The 17,457-nt window shown below is 37.8% G+C and carries 19 protein-coding genes; 1 reads left to right on the forward strand and 18 read right to left on the reverse strand.

Going from position 1 to position 17,457, the window contains the following annotated elements; genetic code table 11:
- Nucleotides 1-4 precede the first annotated feature (4 nt).
- The 4 genes from M0R21_02875 to M0R21_02890 all read right to left on the reverse strand — a co-directional run bounded on the left by M0R21_02875 (nucleotide 5) and on the right by M0R21_02890 (nucleotide 2,410).
- Nucleotides 5-226, reverse strand: coding sequence for a DUF2795 domain-containing protein (locus M0R21_02875; GenBank protein MCK9616757.1), 222 nt, complete (start codon nucleotides 224-226; stop codon nucleotides 5-7).
- Nucleotides 227-320: 94 nt separating this feature from the next.
- Entirely contained in the window at nucleotides 321-881 is a 561-nt protein-coding gene (locus M0R21_02880; protein ID MCK9616758.1) for a cob(I)yrinic acid a,c-diamide adenosyltransferase, read from the reverse strand.
- 5 nt (nucleotides 882-886) lie between these two features.
- Nucleotides 887-1,615, reverse strand: a complete 729-nt coding sequence (locus tag M0R21_02885; protein MCK9616759.1) for an ABC transporter ATP-binding protein — start codon at nucleotides 1,613-1,615, stop codon at nucleotides 887-889.
- A gap of 33 nt (nucleotides 1,616-1,648) precedes the next feature.
- Nucleotides 1,649-2,410: a class I SAM-dependent methyltransferase gene (locus M0R21_02890; protein ID MCK9616760.1), complete on the reverse strand. Its 762-nt coding sequence runs from the start codon at nucleotides 2,408-2,410 to the stop codon at nucleotides 1,649-1,651.
- Nucleotides 2,411-2,539: 129 nt separating this feature from the next.
- On the opposite strand from M0R21_02890, the gene ubiA reads away from it, so the two are divergent.
- Entirely contained in the window at nucleotides 2,540-3,412 is an 873-nt protein-coding gene (ubiA, locus tag M0R21_02895) for a putative 4-hydroxybenzoate polyprenyltransferase (GenBank protein ID MCK9616761.1), read from the forward strand.
- A 1-nt stretch (nucleotide 3,413) separates the two neighbouring features.
- Here ubiA and M0R21_02900 read toward each other — a convergent pair whose 3' ends face one another.
- The 14 genes from M0R21_02900 to M0R21_02965 all read right to left on the reverse strand — a co-directional run bounded on the left by M0R21_02900 (nucleotide 3,414) and on the right by M0R21_02965 (nucleotide 17,305).
- Entirely contained in the window at nucleotides 3,414-3,812 is a 399-nt protein-coding gene (locus tag M0R21_02900) for a hypothetical protein (protein ID MCK9616762.1), read from the reverse strand.
- 48 nt (nucleotides 3,813-3,860) lie between these two features.
- Entirely contained in the window at nucleotides 3,861-4,571 is a 711-nt protein-coding gene (locus M0R21_02905) for a YdcF family protein (GenBank protein ID MCK9616763.1), read from the reverse strand.
- A gap of 152 nt (nucleotides 4,572-4,723) precedes the next feature.
- Nucleotides 4,724-5,752 (reverse strand): deoxyhypusine synthase, encoded by a 1,029-nt coding sequence (locus tag M0R21_02910; protein MCK9616764.1) that lies wholly within the window; start codon nucleotides 5,750-5,752, stop codon nucleotides 4,724-4,726.
- Nucleotides 5,753-5,767: 15 nt separating this feature from the next.
- Nucleotides 5,768-6,625 carry an agmatinase gene (speB, locus tag M0R21_02915; protein ID MCK9616765.1) on the reverse strand — a complete coding sequence of 286 codons (858 nt, stop codon included), beginning with the start codon at nucleotides 6,623-6,625 and terminating at the stop codon, nucleotides 5,768-5,770.
- A gap of 70 nt (nucleotides 6,626-6,695) precedes the next feature.
- Nucleotides 6,696-8,087 carry an arginine decarboxylase gene (locus tag M0R21_02920; protein ID MCK9616766.1) on the reverse strand — a complete coding sequence of 464 codons (1,392 nt, stop codon included), beginning with the start codon at nucleotides 8,085-8,087 and terminating at the stop codon, nucleotides 6,696-6,698.
- Nucleotides 8,088-8,351: 264 nt separating this feature from the next.
- Complete coding sequence (locus tag M0R21_02925; protein ID MCK9616767.1) at nucleotides 8,352-8,996, reverse strand: rhodanese-like domain-containing protein; 645 nt, start codon at nucleotides 8,994-8,996, stop codon at nucleotides 8,352-8,354.
- A 21-nt stretch (nucleotides 8,997-9,017) separates the two neighbouring features.
- Complete coding sequence (locus M0R21_02930) at nucleotides 9,018-9,608, reverse strand: YeeE/YedE family protein (protein MCK9616768.1); 591 nt, start codon at nucleotides 9,606-9,608, stop codon at nucleotides 9,018-9,020.
- 23 nt (nucleotides 9,609-9,631) lie between these two features.
- Nucleotides 9,632-10,150, reverse strand: a complete 519-nt coding sequence (locus M0R21_02935) for a YeeE/YedE family protein (protein MCK9616769.1) — start codon at nucleotides 10,148-10,150, stop codon at nucleotides 9,632-9,634.
- A gap of 46 nt (nucleotides 10,151-10,196) precedes the next feature.
- Complete coding sequence (nrfD, locus tag M0R21_02940; protein MCK9616770.1) at nucleotides 10,197-11,138, reverse strand: polysulfide reductase NrfD; 942 nt, start codon at nucleotides 11,136-11,138, stop codon at nucleotides 10,197-10,199.
- Between the two features lie 12 nt (nucleotides 11,139-11,150).
- The gene (locus tag M0R21_02945) at nucleotides 11,151-11,687 is read right to left on the reverse strand and encodes a 4Fe-4S dicluster domain-containing protein (protein MCK9616771.1); all 537 of its coding nucleotides are present in this window, start codon (nucleotides 11,685-11,687) and stop codon (nucleotides 11,151-11,153) included.
- Nucleotides 11,684-13,924, reverse strand: coding sequence for a molybdopterin-dependent oxidoreductase (locus tag M0R21_02950; GenBank protein MCK9616772.1), 2,241 nt, complete (start codon nucleotides 13,922-13,924; stop codon nucleotides 11,684-11,686). The genes M0R21_02945 and M0R21_02950 overlap by 4 nt, the downstream gene beginning before the upstream one ends.
- Nucleotides 13,925-14,249: 325 nt before the next feature.
- Nucleotides 14,250-15,464, reverse strand: a complete 1,215-nt coding sequence (locus tag M0R21_02955) for a hypothetical protein (protein MCK9616773.1) — start codon at nucleotides 15,462-15,464, stop codon at nucleotides 14,250-14,252.
- Between the two features lie 13 nt (nucleotides 15,465-15,477).
- Nucleotides 15,478-16,047 carry a molybdenum cofactor guanylyltransferase gene (locus M0R21_02960; protein MCK9616774.1) on the reverse strand — a complete coding sequence of 190 codons (570 nt, stop codon included), beginning with the start codon at nucleotides 16,045-16,047 and terminating at the stop codon, nucleotides 15,478-15,480.
- A gap of 1 nt (nucleotide 16,048) precedes the next feature.
- Nucleotides 16,049-17,305, reverse strand: coding sequence for a phosphoglycerate kinase (locus M0R21_02965; protein MCK9616775.1), 1,257 nt, complete (start codon nucleotides 17,303-17,305; stop codon nucleotides 16,049-16,051).
- Between the last annotated feature and the right edge of the window lie 152 nt (nucleotides 17,306-17,457).

A 17,457-nucleotide genomic window follows, 5' to 3' on the forward strand; every position in this document is an offset into this window, starting at 1 on the left:
TATCTTAGTACTCGTCTTCGTGAAAGAAGAAGTCCTCCTTTGAGGGATAATCGGGCCAAATGTCCTCGATGCTTTCATAAATTTCACCTTCATCTTCTATTTCCATTAGATTTTCAATAACCTCCATCGGAGCACCTGAGCGAATGCTGTAATCTATCAGCTCTTCTTTGGTAGCAGGCCATGGAGCATCTTCTAATTTTGAAGCTAATTCAAGTGTCCAGTACATTATGAAGAATTTGGTTAATTTTTTGCAAAAGTATGATTTTTAATAAATTTTCAATATTTTTTTAAAAAAAAGAATTCAGATTCATGTAAACGACCTATGCTTTTGGTATCCAAAGAATTTCGGTTGCATTTTCTATTTGTGAAATTCTACGGGCTAATACAAAAAGATAATCAGAAAGTCGGTTGAGGTATTTAATAACATTATTGTCTATTTTGGTTTTCTCAGCAAGGTGCACCGTAATGCGTTCGGCACGCCTACATACGCAGCGGGCGACATGACAAAATGCATTAGAAGGATGTCCTCCGGGTAAAATAAAATTTTTTAAAACCGGCAGATTCGCATTTATGGAATCTATTTCCTGTTCGAGAAATCGCACATCGTCTTCTGAAAGAAAAGGTAGAATTTTGTCGGGAGGGGCAGTATCGGTTGCCAACAGTGATTCTGCTATAAAAAGATGTTGTTGAATTTTGAAAAGCACATCTTGCAAGTGGGCTTCGTTTATAAGATCCCTCAGCAGCCCTATATAGGAATTCAATTCATCTACAGTACCGTATGCTTCTATCCGGAGGTCGTATTTTTTAACTCTTTTTCCGCCAATCAAAGCGGTTTCGCCTTTATCCCCTGTTTTTGTGTATATCTTCCATTCGTTGTTCATGCATATTATTTTTGTTGTTCCTGGTAAAATTCCATTGTTCTGGGTTTTTCGTTCAATTCATCGGAAGCAATTTGCCCGTCAATCAGCCGGATAATACGATGCGAGTGCCGTGCAATGTCTTCTTCGTGGGTTACAACAATGATGGTATTCCCGGCTTTGTGCACTTCTTCCAGCAAGCCCATTATTTCTATTGAGGTTTTTGAATCGAGGTTACCGGTAGGTTCGTCAGCAAGTATGATGGAGGGTTGGTTTACCAATGCCCTTGCTATAGCAACTCTTTGCCGTTGACCGCCTGAAAGTTCATTAGGTTTGTGGTTGATGCGGTCGTCGAGTTGTACATGCTGCAAAACTTTTCTCGCCCATATCATTCTCTCGTTTTTTCCTATGCCTGCATAAATTTGCGGAAGCATTACATTATCCAGCGCAGTGGAACGGGGAAGCAGATTAAACGTTTGGAAGATAAAACCGATTTCTTTGTTCCGGATTTCGGCAAGGCGGTTGTCGTTGAGCCGGCTCACATCCTGTTCGTTTAGAAAATAATGTCCCGAAGTAGGGGTGTCAAGACATCCGAGAATATTCATCAATGTAGATTTTCCGCTCCCGGAAGGACCCATAAGGGCAACAAATTCATTTTTGTAAATGGTAAGTGAAACTGAACGGAGTGCCCTTACAATTTCGGTTCCCACCCTGTAGTTCTTAACGATATTTTTCAGATTGATAACTTCTTTTTCCATCAAGTTGAGGTTAAGTAAAATCAAACAAAAGTATTAAAAACGAATCAGAATATTCTGTCTTGTTATCCCCTGCTTAAAAAAAACAAAACCCATAAAAAAAACATCGAGCGTAAGAGTAACGGCAGGATGATTACAAATTGCCAACCAGGCTTTTTCCATGTCTTCTGACCAATGAATATCGTCAAAAATAAGGATCGTGTTACTACGGGTTTTAGGTAAAATTGTTTCAAAATACCTTACGGTGGGTTCATAACGGTGGTTTCCGTCAATAAATACAATGTCAACAGCAGGCAATGATTGGAGCACTTCCGGTAGAATATGGTCAAAATGCCCCACGTTAAGTGAAATATTCTGTATTTTCAGTTTTTCAAAATTTTCAAGAGCAATTCCGGCTTTATTTGAGCAACCTTCCATGCAGTACAATCTGCTGTTGGGTGCGGCAAGGGCAAGATACAGAGAACTGATACCAAGTGAAGTTCCCATTTCGAGCAAAATCTCCGGTTCGGTATTTTTAACCAAACGATATATCAGTTCGCCAAATTTAGGGCGTATGGAAGTATTTCTTGTAATTTGTCTTAGCGTTTGATAACTCGTAGTGTATGGCTTATTCTGCGATTTTGCCCCAAAATCATTTACTTCAATTAGGCGGGTACTTTCCATCATTTCATTTCGGATGCTTCCGATTTTTGCATAATCAGGATACTGATATTTATCATCGAAAACTTTTGAAAGCAACTCGAAAACAAAAGGAGAATGAATATGGTATTTTGAAACAGCATGCAGAAAATAATGCATGTATCGTTTTATATAACTGAAGTTTAGCATACAATAAATCAACAAATTGATCCGGGGAAATTACGGTTGGTTAAAGATACAAATAATTATTACACGGTAATGTGTATTTTTGCATCTGAAATCAAAAAAATGAATAAAATCTGTTTTACTAAAGTTTCGAATTATCTGTCGCTGGTAAAATTTGCACATACAATTTTTGCATTGCCCTTTGCATTTATAGGATATTGTATTTCCATTAATCCACAGCATCCCTTTGAATGGAAGTTATTTTTATTATTACTTGGTTGTATGTTTTTTGCACGTAATGCAGCAATGGCATTCAACAGGTTTATTGACAGGGAATATGATAAATCGAATGCAAGAACAGCATTTCGCGAAATACCATCACAAATAATCAAACCTTTCTCGGCTCTTAATTTTGTTATTATCAACAGTATCATTTTTGTTATTTTTACTGGATTTATCAATTCACTATGTTTGATTCTTTCTCCGGTTGCCCTTCTGGTAATTTTAGGATATAGTTATACCAAGCGGTTTACCAGTCTGTCGCATCTTTTGCTGGGATTAGGATTATCTTTAGCTCCTATCGGAGCTTATTTAGCTGTTACTTCCCGTTTTGATGTTCTGCCCTTGATTTTTTCTGCATTGGTATTAACCTGGGTTGCGGGATTCGATATTATTTATTCGCTTCAGGACTATGAATTTGACAAATCAAACGGATTAAAATCTATTCCTGCATTTCTGGGGATAACAGGTGCTTTGCGGATTTCTATTTTTTTACACATTTTGTCAGCAGGGTTAACCCTGTTTGCCGGTTGGTTCGGAAATTTTGGAAACATATATTTTGGAGGTGCATTCCTGTTCATCGGAATGCTTATTTATCAACACCTCTTAGTAAAGCCCAATGATCTGAGCCATTTAAATCTTGCATTTTTTACAACCAACGGTATAGCCAGCTTAGTCTTTGCAGCATTTACCATCACCGATATTTTTCTGAAATAATCTAAAAATGTAGTTTATGGTAGTCGAAATGTTGGCTATCGCGAAATTGATTTATTTTATGGGAAAGATGGATAAAAATTTCCAGGTCATTTTGACGTAGAAAAGCAATAGCTTCCGGATCCCGATTGCATGCATTGGCAAAAACTACCAGAAAATCAAAATTATGTTGTCTTAGCCATAACAAGGCTTTAACATCATTATCAATGGCGTTGTCGAGTGCAGCAAGTTGCGGATACCCATTCACCATCAACCATTGGAAGGCTTCCCGGCTCCCCCTTATGCAGGAAGACAAAGCAGCAAGCTCAGGATAGCCATTGTTTAACAACCATTTATATAAAGCATCGTTATTATCAAAAGTCTCACCAAAAGCTAATAAAACCTTAACTGGATAATTTTCCATGAAAAATTATGTTATGAACTAACAAAAATAAAAAGCAATCCGGTACAATTATATCCAACCTCTAAGTTTATAATAGGCTATGCCGAAAATTTCACGGGTTATGATAAGTTCAAACTTCAGGTGATTCCAAAATTGGTAACGCAACTGCAGATTTTTTCCTATTGAAGGAATCAGTATTTTTTCCCCACCCAGTTTCGTATCATTAAATGTAATATCGGCTTCAATTCCTTTATCAAATGCCGGGAAGCCGTTTATGTTGCTAAATCCAGCTTTTTCAAAAGTTTTTATTGCCCTGATCATATGTTCGGGAGTAGTTACGATTGTAATCGGGTTTTTTACGATTTTCCCTTGTAAATAGCCTGCAATTTCAATAGCCTGCGAACGGGTATTTGTACCTTTTACCTCACATACAATACGCTCAGTGAATACTCCCCGGATTATCATTTCCCTTTTCATCAAACGAATTGCGCTGGTACTATCTTTCATATCGCCTGGCAATGCAATAATTACCTTTGATTCCGGAAATTTTTCAGCCAGGCATGCTGCATGGTAGGTTCTGATTAATCCATCCTGGCTGGGCATTCCGCCACCACCGAGTACCACAATAAAATCAGGGGGCTGTGTAATTGTAGAGTGATAGGTCCCAAAATAAAAAAATACCCAAAAAGGAAGTGTAGTAAAGGCCAAAATGATAAGAATCAAAAAATATCCACCAGACAAATATAGCAACCATTTAAAAAATATTTTAAATAATTTCAAATATTTACGTTTGCTTTTTCCCATATCAAAGCAATAATTATTTCTTGCCTGTTTTTAATGAATTTAGTGAGTGTTTGTAGGTTTTGTGTAAATAATTTAATAATGATAATACATTACTGAAATAATTTCACAAATAAATATTTAATAAATTCCTATATTTTTGCTTCGTCAAATAATTTTCCCCAACATTTAAAGTTTCTTTTTTGCCAATCTCCTTTGTGGTAAAGATAGCTGGCAATCAATGGTAAAACAGAAGTAGCTTCAGCATACACCATTTGTTCGTACACAGTATCCACTTTGCCCCAGGAAGAAGCCTCTTTAAGGGTTGAACTGGAACAGGCACCATCACGGACATCTGCAACGGTAATTTGAACGGCATACTTGTGCATCGGAACTTCTTTCCCTAAAATCTCTGCACAAATTACAGTATCCTGAGTAAAGTTTTTAGGCACCCCCCCTCCTATCATAAATAATCCGGTAATGGGTGCTGCCATTTTTATCTTTGTGAGCTCCAGAAAATCTTTAACAGAGTCAATGGAAACATGTTTGCCAGGGTTTTCCCATTGGTGTTTTACCAAGCCAAAACCGGCACTGCTATCGGTAAAAGCCGGACAAAAAATCGGCACATCATTTTCGAATGCTACTTGTACAAGGGAGTCTTTTTTTACCGAATGTTTGGTAAGGTATCTTCCCATTTCGCGGATAAATTCCCTGGAAGAATAAGGTCGCTTTTCTAAGGAATCTGCAATGGTTTTTACAGCAGAATCGCAGTTTTGTAATTCTTTTTCATCAATATAGGTATCGTAAATGCGGTCAATATACAGCGCACGGAGCTGCTTGTCATCGGCATAGGGGCTTCCTTTGTAATGTTTGTAACCTAATGCCTCAAAAAAGTCCATGTCCACTATGGAGGCACCTGTAGCCACTATTACATCTATCATTTTATTTTTAACCATGTCAACATACACTTGCATGCAGCCACCCGCACTGGTACTCCCTGCGAGTGTAAGTATTATAGTACAATCATTTTCATTGATCATACGATCGTAAATATCAGCAGCAGAAGCCGTGTCCCGCGATGTAAACGACATTTCGCGCATGGCATTAATTAAAGATGTAGTATCAATAGATTTAATGTCAATATGCTGTACAATGTTTTTCAGTAGGTCGCTTTTTTTCATTTTAGAATAAAAATTTTATTCAATATGGTTAATAAATTTAAAAGTAAGCATCTGGTGAGTAAGTTTTGCAGCCAAAAATTCTGGAGCCTTGTTATATTTTACTGGACATAATTCCACGATATCAAAGCCGACAACATTGGCTTTTGCAAAAACAGATTTCAATATATCAAGTATTGTGTACCACCCAAGACCACCGGGTTCAGGTGTTCCTGTAGCCGGCATGACAGAAGGATCAAATACATCAAGATCAAAAGTGATGTACACGTTTGGGGTAAGTTTATTAAGCATTTCATACATAAATGCCGATTTATTGTCAATAATTCTATCGGCATAAAAAACGCGATCCGATTCAATTTTTTCACGTTCTTCTACGCTCATACTTCTAATACCTATCTGCATAACAGGTAACCCCATTTCTTTCACCCTCGCCATTACGCAAGCATGGTTGTACTGGCTTCCATCGTATTCATCACGCATATCTGCATGTGCATCAAATTGCACTATAGTAAGTTCATCATATTTTTCTGCATGGGCTTTTATCGTACCAATACTTACCGAATGTTCTCCTCCGATAACAACAGTAAATTTATTTTTTTTAAGATACTGTTTTGTTTGTTCATATACTTTCTGAACCATTTTTTCAGGACGTCTTTCTGCCTTAACAAAAGGAGCTGTAAAAATACCTTTTGTATGCACTTCGCTATCGGTTTCAATATCATAAATTTCCATATTTTCCGATGCTTCAATTAAAGCAGCAGGACCCTTATCCGCTCCTTTTATCCAAGTACTGGTTCCATCATAAGGTACGGGTAATATCACTATTTTGGAAGAATCCTGTTTGGAAAATTCTTCCGGAAGTCCACCATAATTCATCACAATAATTTTAAATTATCATCTGTATTTTTGAAGGTATAAAAATACTACAATTTTCATTTATACAAAACTAATATCCGAGCACTTTCAGCATAGATTTGTGACTCTGTTCTTTAGCAAATAATTTAGTAGTATATTCACCTTCTTCATCCAAATCAATAATAATGTGTTTGGGTGCAGGAATCAGGCAATGTTGAATGCCACCATAACCACCTATGGATTCCTGGTAGGCTCCCGTATGAAATAATCCCAAATATAAAGGTTCTTCAGCACGTAATTTGGGTAAAAATATGGCATTGGAATGGGCTTCCGCATTGTAATAATCTTCACTGTCGCAGGTAAGTCCCCCAAGAAATACCCTTTCATACTCATTGTCCCAATGATTGATTGCTAACAAAATAAATTTTTGATTTACCGCCCACGTATCCGGCAAAGTGGTCATAAATGAACTGTCAATCATATTCCAGAGCTCACGGTCGTTCTGTTGTTTTTGGTCAATGATAGAATACAGTGTTGCACCGCTTTCTCCAACGGTATAGGAACCGAATTCAGTAAAAATATCGGGTTCGGGTGTTTTATTTCTTTCGCAAACACTTTTTACCTGTGCAATGATTTCTTCAGCCATATATTCATAATCAAAGTCGAAGCTTAAAGAATTTTTAATAGGGAAGCCTCCGCCTATGTTTAAAGAATCCAGCTCAGGGCACACTTGTTTTAACTCACAATATAAATTTACGCAGCGCGACAGCTCATTCCAAAAGTAAGCAGAATCTTTTATCCCGGTATTAATAAAGAAATGTAACATCTTTAACTGATAACGGGAGTTAGGTTTAATCTTCTCAAGATAATATGGAATAATGTCAGTATATCGAAAGCCTAATCTCGAAGTATAAAATTCAAACTTAGGTTCTTCTTCCGCAGCAATCCGAATACCTATTTTACAATCTTCAGTAAGTAATTCTGAATATTTGTCTAATTCGAATTTATTATCCAGGATAGGTATGGTATTTATAAAACCATTATTGATTAAGTTACAAATATTTTCAATATATTGCGGACGTTTAAACCCATTACAAATGATAAAATTATCCTTTTTAAAAAGTTCGGTTTCATGTAATTGTTCTATAATAGGTATATCAAAAGCAGATGAAGTTTCAATATGCACCTCATTTTTGAGTACTTCTTCAAGTATAAATGAAAAGTGGGAACTCTTTGTGCAATAACAATAGTGATAATTTGCATTATAGTCGGCTTTTGCCATTGCCACATTGAACATCTTTTTAGCCTTCTGAATCTGGTGCGAAATTTTGGGCAAATAGGATATTTTTAAGGGAGTTCCGTATTGTTTGATAACATCCATCAAAGGAATATCATTAAAATATAATTCATTATCAACAACATGAAACTCGTTCTGTGGAAAGTCAAATGTTTGTTCAATCAAATCGATATACTTGTTTTTCATCGTGTAAATGATTTAAATTACAAAAGGACAGCAAAAGTACTTTATTTCACCGAATATATCAAAAAGTATATAATCCAAAACACTTAGATTGGCAAAAAAAAATGAAAGTAAATAACCCGGATTGGCAAAATTTTAAAATTAAAAGTTAAATGAACTTCAAAAAAACTTCAATTTCAAAAAATATCATTGATAATGAATAAAAAAACCTGTTTCGACTTAATTCAGTAAAACAAGCTGATAAAAGGAATTAAACTTATACGATTGCTAAGAACAGCCTCCGGATGCACCTTTCTTTTTCGTTTTTTTCATCAATGCCGGCTTGGCTACTGAAGTAGGTACAACCTTAGCAGAAGGCATCTGAACAGCAGAACTTCCGCCAACCACCATAGAAGCACCTTTACGCAAATCATATTTAACAAACTCATCGTCAGGGCTTGTGGCAGGAGGTACAGATGGATTTAAAATGGTTTCTACCCAATAGTTTAAGCCTCCCTGTAAAACATAATTATTAACATAGCCTAATTGTCGTGTAATCATCCAGGCTTCATCCGCCTGCAAAGTGCCGTTGCTGTAAAAAACATTCATTTTGGCGCCTTGGTTAAATATATCTTCAAATTCAGAAGATAGCAAACTACTCAGCGGAATATTAATTGCTCCCGGAAGACTGTATTTATCAAATTCCTTTTTGCTGCGAACATCTATTAGCTGCAACGAAGGATCTTTATTAACAATCATTTCTGCAACAGCATCTGTTGTAATAAATTGGTTACCTGCCTGTATTTCTTCCAACAACTTATCGGCTGAAAACTTATTTGGCTGCGTGGTATTTTTAGGTATAGCAGCAATAATAAGAGCCAGAGAAACAATAACAACAGATAATATTACACGTGGTTTGAAATATTTTTCCATAACGTATTTTTTAAAATTATTTTAATACTCTTCTCTCGGAAATTTCTTTTCAGCCCATTCTCCGGCCCAAAACATAACTACCGCTGCAATAATTACAAGCAATGCCATCAACCCGTCGGAAAGACCAAAAAAGTCGGAAATTTTTGGTGACCCTAAAAACTTAGCCATATACAAACCCTCTTCTAAGGGATAGGCTTCTGCGAAAATGAATATTCCTAAAAACAAGCCAATTACGAATACCATACCATCTATTTTTCCGATGGCAGCGCCACAAATTCCTGTCCCAGGGCAAAAACCTCCGATGATAAATCCTATACCCATGATTATTCCACCAACAATGGTTGAGTATAAATAGGTTTCGTTAACAAATACCAAACTAAGATCCAGCCATCCGAAAAGGCTGAAAAATAGCATTCCCAACATTGCAGTGATAGCTCCGGTAAAAAACACTTTCAGCACTACAGTGTCGTATCCATAAAAAACACCTGCCAGCTTACGGCTGGAAGAAAAGCCTGCCTGTTCCAAAACAAAGCCAAATCCCAAGCCAATGAAAAAAGCAAGAAACAGGTTCGTATTTTCTGATATTATTTCATTTACAATTAAAGGTCCCATAATCAAAACAATGTTAAATTTAACTAAATCCAATTTTTACGAAAGAAATAAGCAAAGGCAAAGGCTGTTCCAAAAATGCAAATCATTGAAAGAAAACCACCTAATGAAAGTACAGCCATTCCGCTAAGTGCCGAACCGCTGGTACAACCTCTCCCGAACTGGGCACCGTATCCAAAAAGTATTCCGCCTATTAATGCAAGGACTAAACGTTTGCGGGAAGTAATTTTGGGCGAATGTTCCACTTTTAGTTTAAGTCTATGCGCAACTACACCTGAAAGAAATCCGCCAACTATAACGCCGAGCATTTCGTAAACCAACCAGGAATTCAATGGATTTCCCGGATGAGATGCAGTATATTCTTTATAAAACTTTGCAGAAGAAGCATGTACAGGAGCTACCGTTTGTACTCCTGCTACAATTGTACTTTTCAAGGCTCCGCTTGCTCCCAAACCTCTTCCTGCAATAAAATTTGCAGCCAGCAAAACCAATCCAAGTAGTACTCCTGCAAGATAAGGATTCATATATTTTGTTTTCTTTTCCATATTTTTTTATTTAAATATTATATTTAAAATACTACTACTCTATATATTAATATAACCACCTGCTTTCCTGACCTGCATAAACAATGATGAAACGAAGCATCAGGCTTCCAAATAAAATCAAAGCCGGGGCAAGGTAAGTCAGAACTTTGAATTTACGAAATTCCAGAATTTCAAGGACAGCCGGGAAAATCATTCCCAACACAACCACAAATAACCAGAACGGAGCAGTCCAAGAACCGCCAAGAAAAAGACGAGCTGCATCTATTTGTACCTGTGTGCTCGACAGAAAGCCCATAAACATGTGAATTATCAAAAATAGCTCGACACCAATAAGCATAAGGTCAATTTTTGCCAAACTAACTTTTTCTAAATATGATTTGCTCATTATTATTATCGCCGCTGCTCCAGCCGAAAGACCAGAGGTAAGAAATAAAGGCCCTAAAATAGAGGTATTCCAAAGTGGTCGAGCGTTGAAAGCAGACAAAAGTATTCCGGTGTAAACGCCCAGAATAATAGAAGAAATCAACATTATCCAGGAGACGGTAAGAATATATTTCCTGAACAAATCTTCTAATTTCTGCAGCCACAGATATTTCCATTTCCATGAAGGAAAAATTTCCTTAATATTTAATGCACACCAGATAAAAGACAAAGGCGTTACCAGCATTAGCGTCCAAGCTCCCCACGACATTGGTGATTGCAAACGAATAGTGGTATACAACTGCCAGAAATATAATTTATGTTTTAAATCCCAAAACAATGCTATAAGTCCAATAATGAGGATTATTGGAGTTAAAAATGGAGCTATTTTTGTAGTAACATGGTAGTTTTTTTCTTTGCCTAAGATGGTATAAAGCGCAGCAAAAAAAAGAATCCCAGCAGCAAGTCCCCCTAAAAATAAGTAAAGAGGTATCTGCCAATGCCATATATTTAACTGAGGGTCAATATAAGGGTTCATACGACCGCTGACAATGAGTTCTTCTTTCATAATACCTTCATTTTAAATTAAAAAATAAAGTTGAGGGTCTGTTCCAGCTTCCGGAAGCAGTGTTTTCCATTTATGGTTTTTCAACATCTGCGAAACCGGGCTGTTCTGATCATCCAAATCTCCAAAATACAAACATTTGGTAGGACAAACAGAAACGCAGGCGGGATCCATTCCATTCTTCACCCTGTTTTCAAGGCAAAATGTACATTTGCCAACGTAACCATCAGGATGAGTATATCTTGCATCATAAGGGCAGGAAGCGATACAGGCTCCGCAACCAATGCAACGGTGGTGAGTTACCAAAACAGTGCCACCTTCTTCGTAATGACTGGCGCCTGTAGGACAACACCTTACACAAGGTGCATTGGCACAATGGTTACATCTTTCGGAACGGATTTCGGTTTCCAACTTCGGGTAGACTCCGTCAGTAATTTCCACAACCCAATCGCAGCAATACCCAATCGGAACATTATTTTCTGTTTGACAGGCTACTACACAATCGCTGCATCCTACGCATTTTTTTGTATTTACTGCCATTGCGTATCTCATACATTCACCTCCTTATTTAATTTAAAGGTTACAAAATTCCCACGCATTCCGGTTCCACCCATCACGGGGTCGGTCATCACATTGGTAATCAATTCAGAATCGCTTATACCACGTCCGTAAGCACGGCTTAATTTTTTATTAGAATGTCCAAATCCATGTACCATGTACACACTATCCCAACGAATTCGCTCGGTAATACGTACTTTTATCGAGAAAGAAGAAACCACTCCATCCTGATTTTGCAAATATACATACTGGTCTTTTTTCAGACTCCATTCTTTTGCCGTTTTAGGATTTACCCAAAGAACATTTTCATCCATCAGATCAGCAAGGTACGGATTATTAGCAGTACGGCTGAAAGTATGCATGGGTGCACGGCCAAAATTTAAACGATAAAATCCCTGTGGTGGTTCAGGATGAAAAGTATAAACCGGAAGTGGATCAAAGCCGGTAGATGCAAGCAAAGTGGAATACAATTCTATTTTGCCAGAAGGCGTATCAAAAATCATTTCAGCGCCTTCGGTCAGGTACAGATTTTCTTCCTGACGAGGGAAAACCTTCACCCCGATTTTTTTCATTTCTTCAAGTGAGGTACCCAACCGTTTAAGTTTCCAATCTATCTCTTCTTCAATAGTTTCAAAAGGGAAATAGGCTTCGAGATTTAATTTTTTTGCCAGTTGGCGTGCCATCCAGGCAGCTGGTTTAGTGCTGTAAAGTGGCTCGGTAGCTGGCATGCGCAATGCGATTGCTGGAATACGCTGTTCCGCAGCCCGGATATCATCATAACGTTCAATATAAGTACATTCCGGAAGTACAATGTCTGCCAAACCACAAATTTCCATCGGCATGGTATCAATAGTTACCAGCAAATCGAGGTTCTGAATTGCTTTCAGTGTTTTCGCCTTATCGGGAAGGGTGTTGATCAGATTTGTACCTATTACAAACCATCCTTTTATCAATTTATCCTTTCCTTTTTCCGGGATGGAAGCTTCCACCAATGCATTGGTAACACCGGCGTTTGCCAAAGGATAACGTCCGGCATTGGCATCTTCCCAACTCCAGGCGGGCTTTGGAAATTCTGGCAAAGAGATTTCAGGAACCTGCACATAATCAGGAAAGAAAAATCCACCCCTGCGACCCCAGGAACCCAACAGGGCATTTAAAATAGCAATACACCTAATACGTTGTACATCATCTCCATACCAGGTTGCGTAGCGACCAGGATGTACCAAAACAGCCGGAGAAGCATTGTACATTTCTTTTGCCGTTTTGCGAATTACATCGGGAACAATGGTGGTAATGCCATACGCCCATTCCGGTGTAAAAGGTTCAATATACTTTGCAAGTTCATCGAAACCATTAGTATATTTCTCCACATAGGCTTTGTCGTACCAGCTTTCCTTTATCAAAACATGAATCCAGGAAAGAAGAAGGGCAATGTCAGTAGCGGGTTTAATTGGCAGCCAGAATTTGGATTTACCTGCGGCTGTGGAAAAACGTGGATCAACGGTAATCACTGTGCAACCTTTATCTATGGCATCCGACATTTCCTGTACCTGCCCATTGTGCATGTTTTCACCGAGGTGAGAACCAATAAGCACCAGACATTTTGAATTGCGGATGTCGAGAGGTTCCGGAGAATGCAATTCTGTACCGAAAGTAGCAAGGAAAGCTGTTTCCCTCGGTCCTTTGCATTGGGCATAAGAAGGAACGGCAATATTTGTTGTACCAAAGGCATTTAACAAGGTTGTAAAATACCTGCCGCCGGAACCATGTTTAAATAAAGCTATGCTCTCCGGTCCATGCTTAGTAGCTATCTCTTTCATTTTCTTTGCGATGTACTCAAAGGCTTCGTCCCAGGTTGCTTCCCGAAACAACTGTTTTCCCCGTTCGGAAGTTCGGATGAGAGGAGTTTTCAGCCTGTCGCTATCGTAATACATTCCAACGCCACCGGTTCCTCGTGGACAAAGTCGGCCATTACAATGTGGATCATCCTCATTTCCTGTAACTTTCCAAATATTTCCCTCATCATTTTTATAAACCCAGCCAGCACATTGCCAGAAACAGACTTCGCAATAAGTCGGGGTACGCGATGCTGTATTTTTGGAAGAGAGCAATCCTCCTGCAATTCCCTGTAAAACTGATGATCCCTTTACCCATTGCAAGCCTCCACCAGCAAGGGCAAGTCCACCTATGCCCATGGCAGATATTTTAATAAATTGTCTCCTGGTCTTCATATATTTTTGAATAATAATATATATACTTATTTATATATATTTAAGTAACTTCAAAACAAAGGTATAACAATAACTTTTGCTTACCAAATATATATAATATTTGTAAATATGAGACTGTTGCAAAAGTTGCGTTTTATTTATTTTCCGACTATGCCCAAAATTACAACCTACTATTAATCAGTTGTCAGACTGAGTATCGTCGAAGCCTGAAAAGGCTTCTGCAACGGTATCAATATGTTGGAAATAAATATTTTATCTTAAATAGATATTTATTAAAAAATGATTATCAAGTGTATAATATTTCTATTTAGAAAAAATATAAATTTTACTGTTTAGAAATATTTTTACTGTTTTCCCTGAAGGTCTCTAACCACTCGCCGGCATAAAGAACTGTTTTCGCAAGAGAACGAAATGGATGCCTGAAAAAAGTGTTGGGTGCTGCAAGTTGCTGTATCATAGCAGGAAGACTGTTGAATGCAAGAGAAACAGACAAATAGATATTTTTTAATCCTCTTTTAAATAAAAAGGCTTTGATCAGAGGATTTTTTAATTCGATGCTGATGGAAGAAAAGCCTATGACCACCAAAATAGCCCTTATATCCATTTCAATGCCGACCATCACTCCCTGCCAATGGATTATTCCTTCTTTAAATGCTGTTTCTCTCCAAAATATTCCTGACAGCAACGTCAGTATTAATAACTGAATCCAAAATATACGTTTTTTTAATCTTTTTATTACTGATTTATAATAAAATATACAAAAAGCCAAATAAAGGACAATAAAAGTCATGCCTATCCACAGTTTAGTATATTCCAACAAAATCAGTCCTATAGGTATCGAAAGTAGGTTCAAAATAAACAGGAACAAACTAAAAGTTTGTTCAGAATTTAAAAGAAATATATCCCTGTTATCCGCATTTTTTATTAAGATATTTTGAGGTTCATTTTTAAATTTCCGGGCTTTGTTTCCAATCAACCAACCAGTAATTGAAGCTAAAACACCCAAAATAACATAAATACTTATCAGTGCGTTTACAACCGCCCATGGATCTCCGTGTTGAATTCCCAATTGTTTACAGGCAAAATAGAAAATATTCAGGTAAATTTTCAGCACATTGAATCCATAAAGTACCAGAAGGCTGAAAATTTTATGCATCAAGGCACTTAAAACCGCCAAAACGCCTCCGACTATCATTGCTGCAAGATTTTTTCCGGCAATAATTGTGGTAAATTCGAGTAACAGGGCTTCGAGCATGATCCCTATCATGGGACCCAATATTACCGAGCTGGGCGAAATGGATTTCATCAGTGCACATACCAAACCAGCCCTCCAAAACAATCCTTTTTCTTTCCATATTCTTGAAAATGCAACCAATACCATCACTCCGAAAGCAGCAAGTATGGAGCCGGCAAATGGAATCCGTAAATTATGCAAAAAACTACCTACGATTATTTCCACCGAAGCCCACAAACCACCGATTACGGAGGCTTTCAGCCAAATATCGGGAAGTGAATGATGGGGTTTTTCTTCTTTTATCATACCTTTTCCATGTTCAGCAAATAAGGTCATCAAAGGTATTGATGTTCCAGAAAATTTTTCTCCTGTAAAAAGAAATATCCTCACTGATACATACTTTTTTTACCTGCAAGGCATTAAGCAGTTTATTCATCGCATATTCTTCCTGCCGGAGAAATTTTTCAAAAACCGGGAGGGTGGTTTTATGGTAAACAGCACAAAGAGGCTCTATTTTATTATCAACTGATTCTGCTACAATTGTATTTTCACCTTCGGCAAAGCTAAGAAGATATCGTACCAATTCAGCCGACACTCCTGGCATGTCGCATGGCAAAACCACGTTCCTTTCGCAGGAAGAATGTTTCAGGCAGGAATAAATGCCGCCCATAGGACCTGTATCGGGAAAAATGTCTTCAATCACCAGGAAACCAAACTGGGAATAAATGTCATCGTTGGCACTAATCAGGATATCAGAGCATTCTTCTGTTAGTGCTTCGATGGCATATTCAATCAAATATTTGTTTTTGTATTTAACAAATGCCTTATCGTTACCCATTCGGCTGCTTTTACCGCCGGCAAGAATGATTCCGGTTACATTTCCGGACATTTTATTCTAAAATAGCCTTTACACCCGGAAGAACTTTTCCTTCAATGTATTCGAGCATCGCTCCACCACCAGTAGATACATAACTAATTTTATCGTAAAGTTTAAAACGATTAATTGCAGATACTGAATCACCACCACCTACCAGCGAATAGGCTCCGTTTGTGGTAACTTTGGCAATCGCCTGCGCAATCGCTTTGGTTCCTTTTTCAAAGTTGCACAATTCAAATACGCCCATAGGACCATTCCAAAGAATGGTTTTGGAATCCATGATGGTTTTTTCAAATAATTTTATGCTTTCCGGGCCAATATCCAATCCCATCCAGCCATCAGGCACCTCGTGTGAAGAGCAAATCTGGCGTTCGGCATCATTGGCAAAAGCATTGGCAACCACATTGTCAACAGGAAGTAGAATATTAACATTCATTACCTTAGCCCCTTCCAGGATATTTTTTGCCAATTCCACAAAGTCGTTTTCTACCAGCGAGCCACCTACTTTTCCGCCCATGGCTTTAATAAAAGTATAAGTCATTCCTCCACCTATAATAAGATTATCAACCTTGTCCATCAGGTGGTTGATGATTTCTATTTTGGAGGAAACCTTAGCTCCGCCCAGAATGGTAGTAAACGGACGTTCGGAATAATCAAGCACTTTTTGCAGCGCTTTCACTTCGCTTTCCATCAGGTACCCGAACATTTTATCGTTAGGAAAATATTCAGCAATCAGGGTTGTGGAAGCATGGGCGCGGTGAGCCGTTCCGAAAGCATCATTTACATAGCAATCGCCAAGTGCAGCCAGTTTTTTTGTGAAATTTTTCTGGGATTCCTTCATTGCTGCTTTTGCAGCTTTCTTTTCTTCTTCGGTAATCGTTTCGGGCAAACGTGGTTTTCCTTCTTCTTCAGCATAATAACGAAGATTTTCAAGCAGTAGTACTTCACCAGGCTGCAATCCGGCGGAAAGTTCAACGGCGGACTGTCCGATGCAATCGTTAGCAAATTTCACCGCTATTTCCAACTTTTCACTAAGGTATGTCAACACATGTTTCAGCGAAAGTTTATTTTCAGTTCCGGTTTTAGGTCTGCCAAGGTGCGACATAAGAATAACAGCTCCCCCGGAAGCCAATATTTTTTTAATAGTGGGTAAAGCCGTATCTATACGGGTGGTATCGGTAATTTTCTGGCTATCGTCTAATGGCACGTTAAAATCAACACGAACTAATACCTTTTTAGTCGTAAAATTATAATTGTCAATTGTTTTCATAAAATATTATTTTTAGGTTATTTAAAAACAAATTTAGTAAAATGGCTAATTCTGATTTCTATGTTTTGTATTTTTGCTGTAATATCTTTTATACAATGAATACTAATCTGTATACTTCAAGCATTTTTTACTACAATACGGTAACAATTTCT

The organism is Lentimicrobiaceae bacterium (genome assembly GCA_023227965.1).
Classification (GTDB): domain Bacteria; phylum Bacteroidota; class Bacteroidia; order Bacteroidales; family JALOCA01; genus JALOCA01.

Coding starts and splice junctions, on each gene's coding strand:
- M0R21_02875 (MCK9616757.1), bottom strand. CDS start 226: ATGTACTGGACACTTGAATTAGCTTCAAAATTAGAAGATGCTCCATGG.
- M0R21_02880 (MCK9616758.1), bottom strand. CDS start 881: ATGAACAACGAATGGAAGATATACACAAAAACAGGGGATAAAGGCGAA.
- M0R21_02885 (MCK9616759.1), bottom strand. CDS start 1,615: ATGGAAAAAGAAGTTATCAATCTGAAAAATATCGTTAAGAACTACAGG.
- M0R21_02890 (MCK9616760.1), bottom strand. CDS start 2,410: ATGCATTATTTTCTGCATGCTGTTTCAAAATACCATATTCATTCTCCT.
- ubiA (MCK9616761.1), top strand. CDS start 2,540: ATGAATAAAATCTGTTTTACTAAAGTTTCGAATTATCTGTCGCTGGTA.
- M0R21_02900 (MCK9616762.1), bottom strand. CDS start 3,812: ATGGAAAATTATCCAGTTAAGGTTTTATTAGCTTTTGGTGAGACTTTT.
- M0R21_02910 (MCK9616764.1), bottom strand. CDS start 5,752: ATGAAAAAAAGCGACCTACTGAAAAACATTGTACAGCATATTGACATT.
- speB (MCK9616765.1), bottom strand. CDS start 6,625: ATGAATTATGGTGGACTTCCGGAAGAATTTTCCAAACAGGATTCTTCC.
- M0R21_02920 (MCK9616766.1), bottom strand. CDS start 8,087: ATGAAAAACAAGTATATCGATTTGATTGAACAAACATTTGACTTTCCA.
- M0R21_02925 (MCK9616767.1), bottom strand. CDS start 8,996: ATGGAAAAATATTTCAAACCACGTGTAATATTATCTGTTGTTATTGTT.
- M0R21_02930 (MCK9616768.1), bottom strand. CDS start 9,608: ATGGGACCTTTAATTGTAAATGAAATAATATCAGAAAATACGAACCTG.
- M0R21_02935 (MCK9616769.1), bottom strand. CDS start 10,150: ATGGAAAAGAAAACAAAATATATGAATCCTTATCTTGCAGGAGTACTA.
- nrfD (MCK9616770.1), bottom strand. CDS start 11,138: ATGAAAGAAGAACTCATTGTCAGCGGTCGTATGAACCCTTATATTGAC.
- M0R21_02945 (MCK9616771.1), bottom strand. CDS start 11,687: ATGAGATACGCAATGGCAGTAAATACAAAAAAATGCGTAGGATGCAGC.
- M0R21_02950 (MCK9616772.1), bottom strand. CDS start 13,924: ATGAAGACCAGGAGACAATTTATTAAAATATCTGCCATGGGCATAGGT.
- M0R21_02955 (MCK9616773.1), bottom strand. CDS start 15,464: ATGATAAAAGAAGAAAAACCCCATCATTCACTTCCCGATATTTGGCTG.
- M0R21_02960 (MCK9616774.1), bottom strand. CDS start 16,047: ATGTCCGGAAATGTAACCGGAATCATTCTTGCCGGCGGTAAAAGCAGC.
- M0R21_02965 (MCK9616775.1), bottom strand. CDS start 17,305: ATGAAAACAATTGACAATTATAATTTTACGACTAAAAAGGTATTAGTT.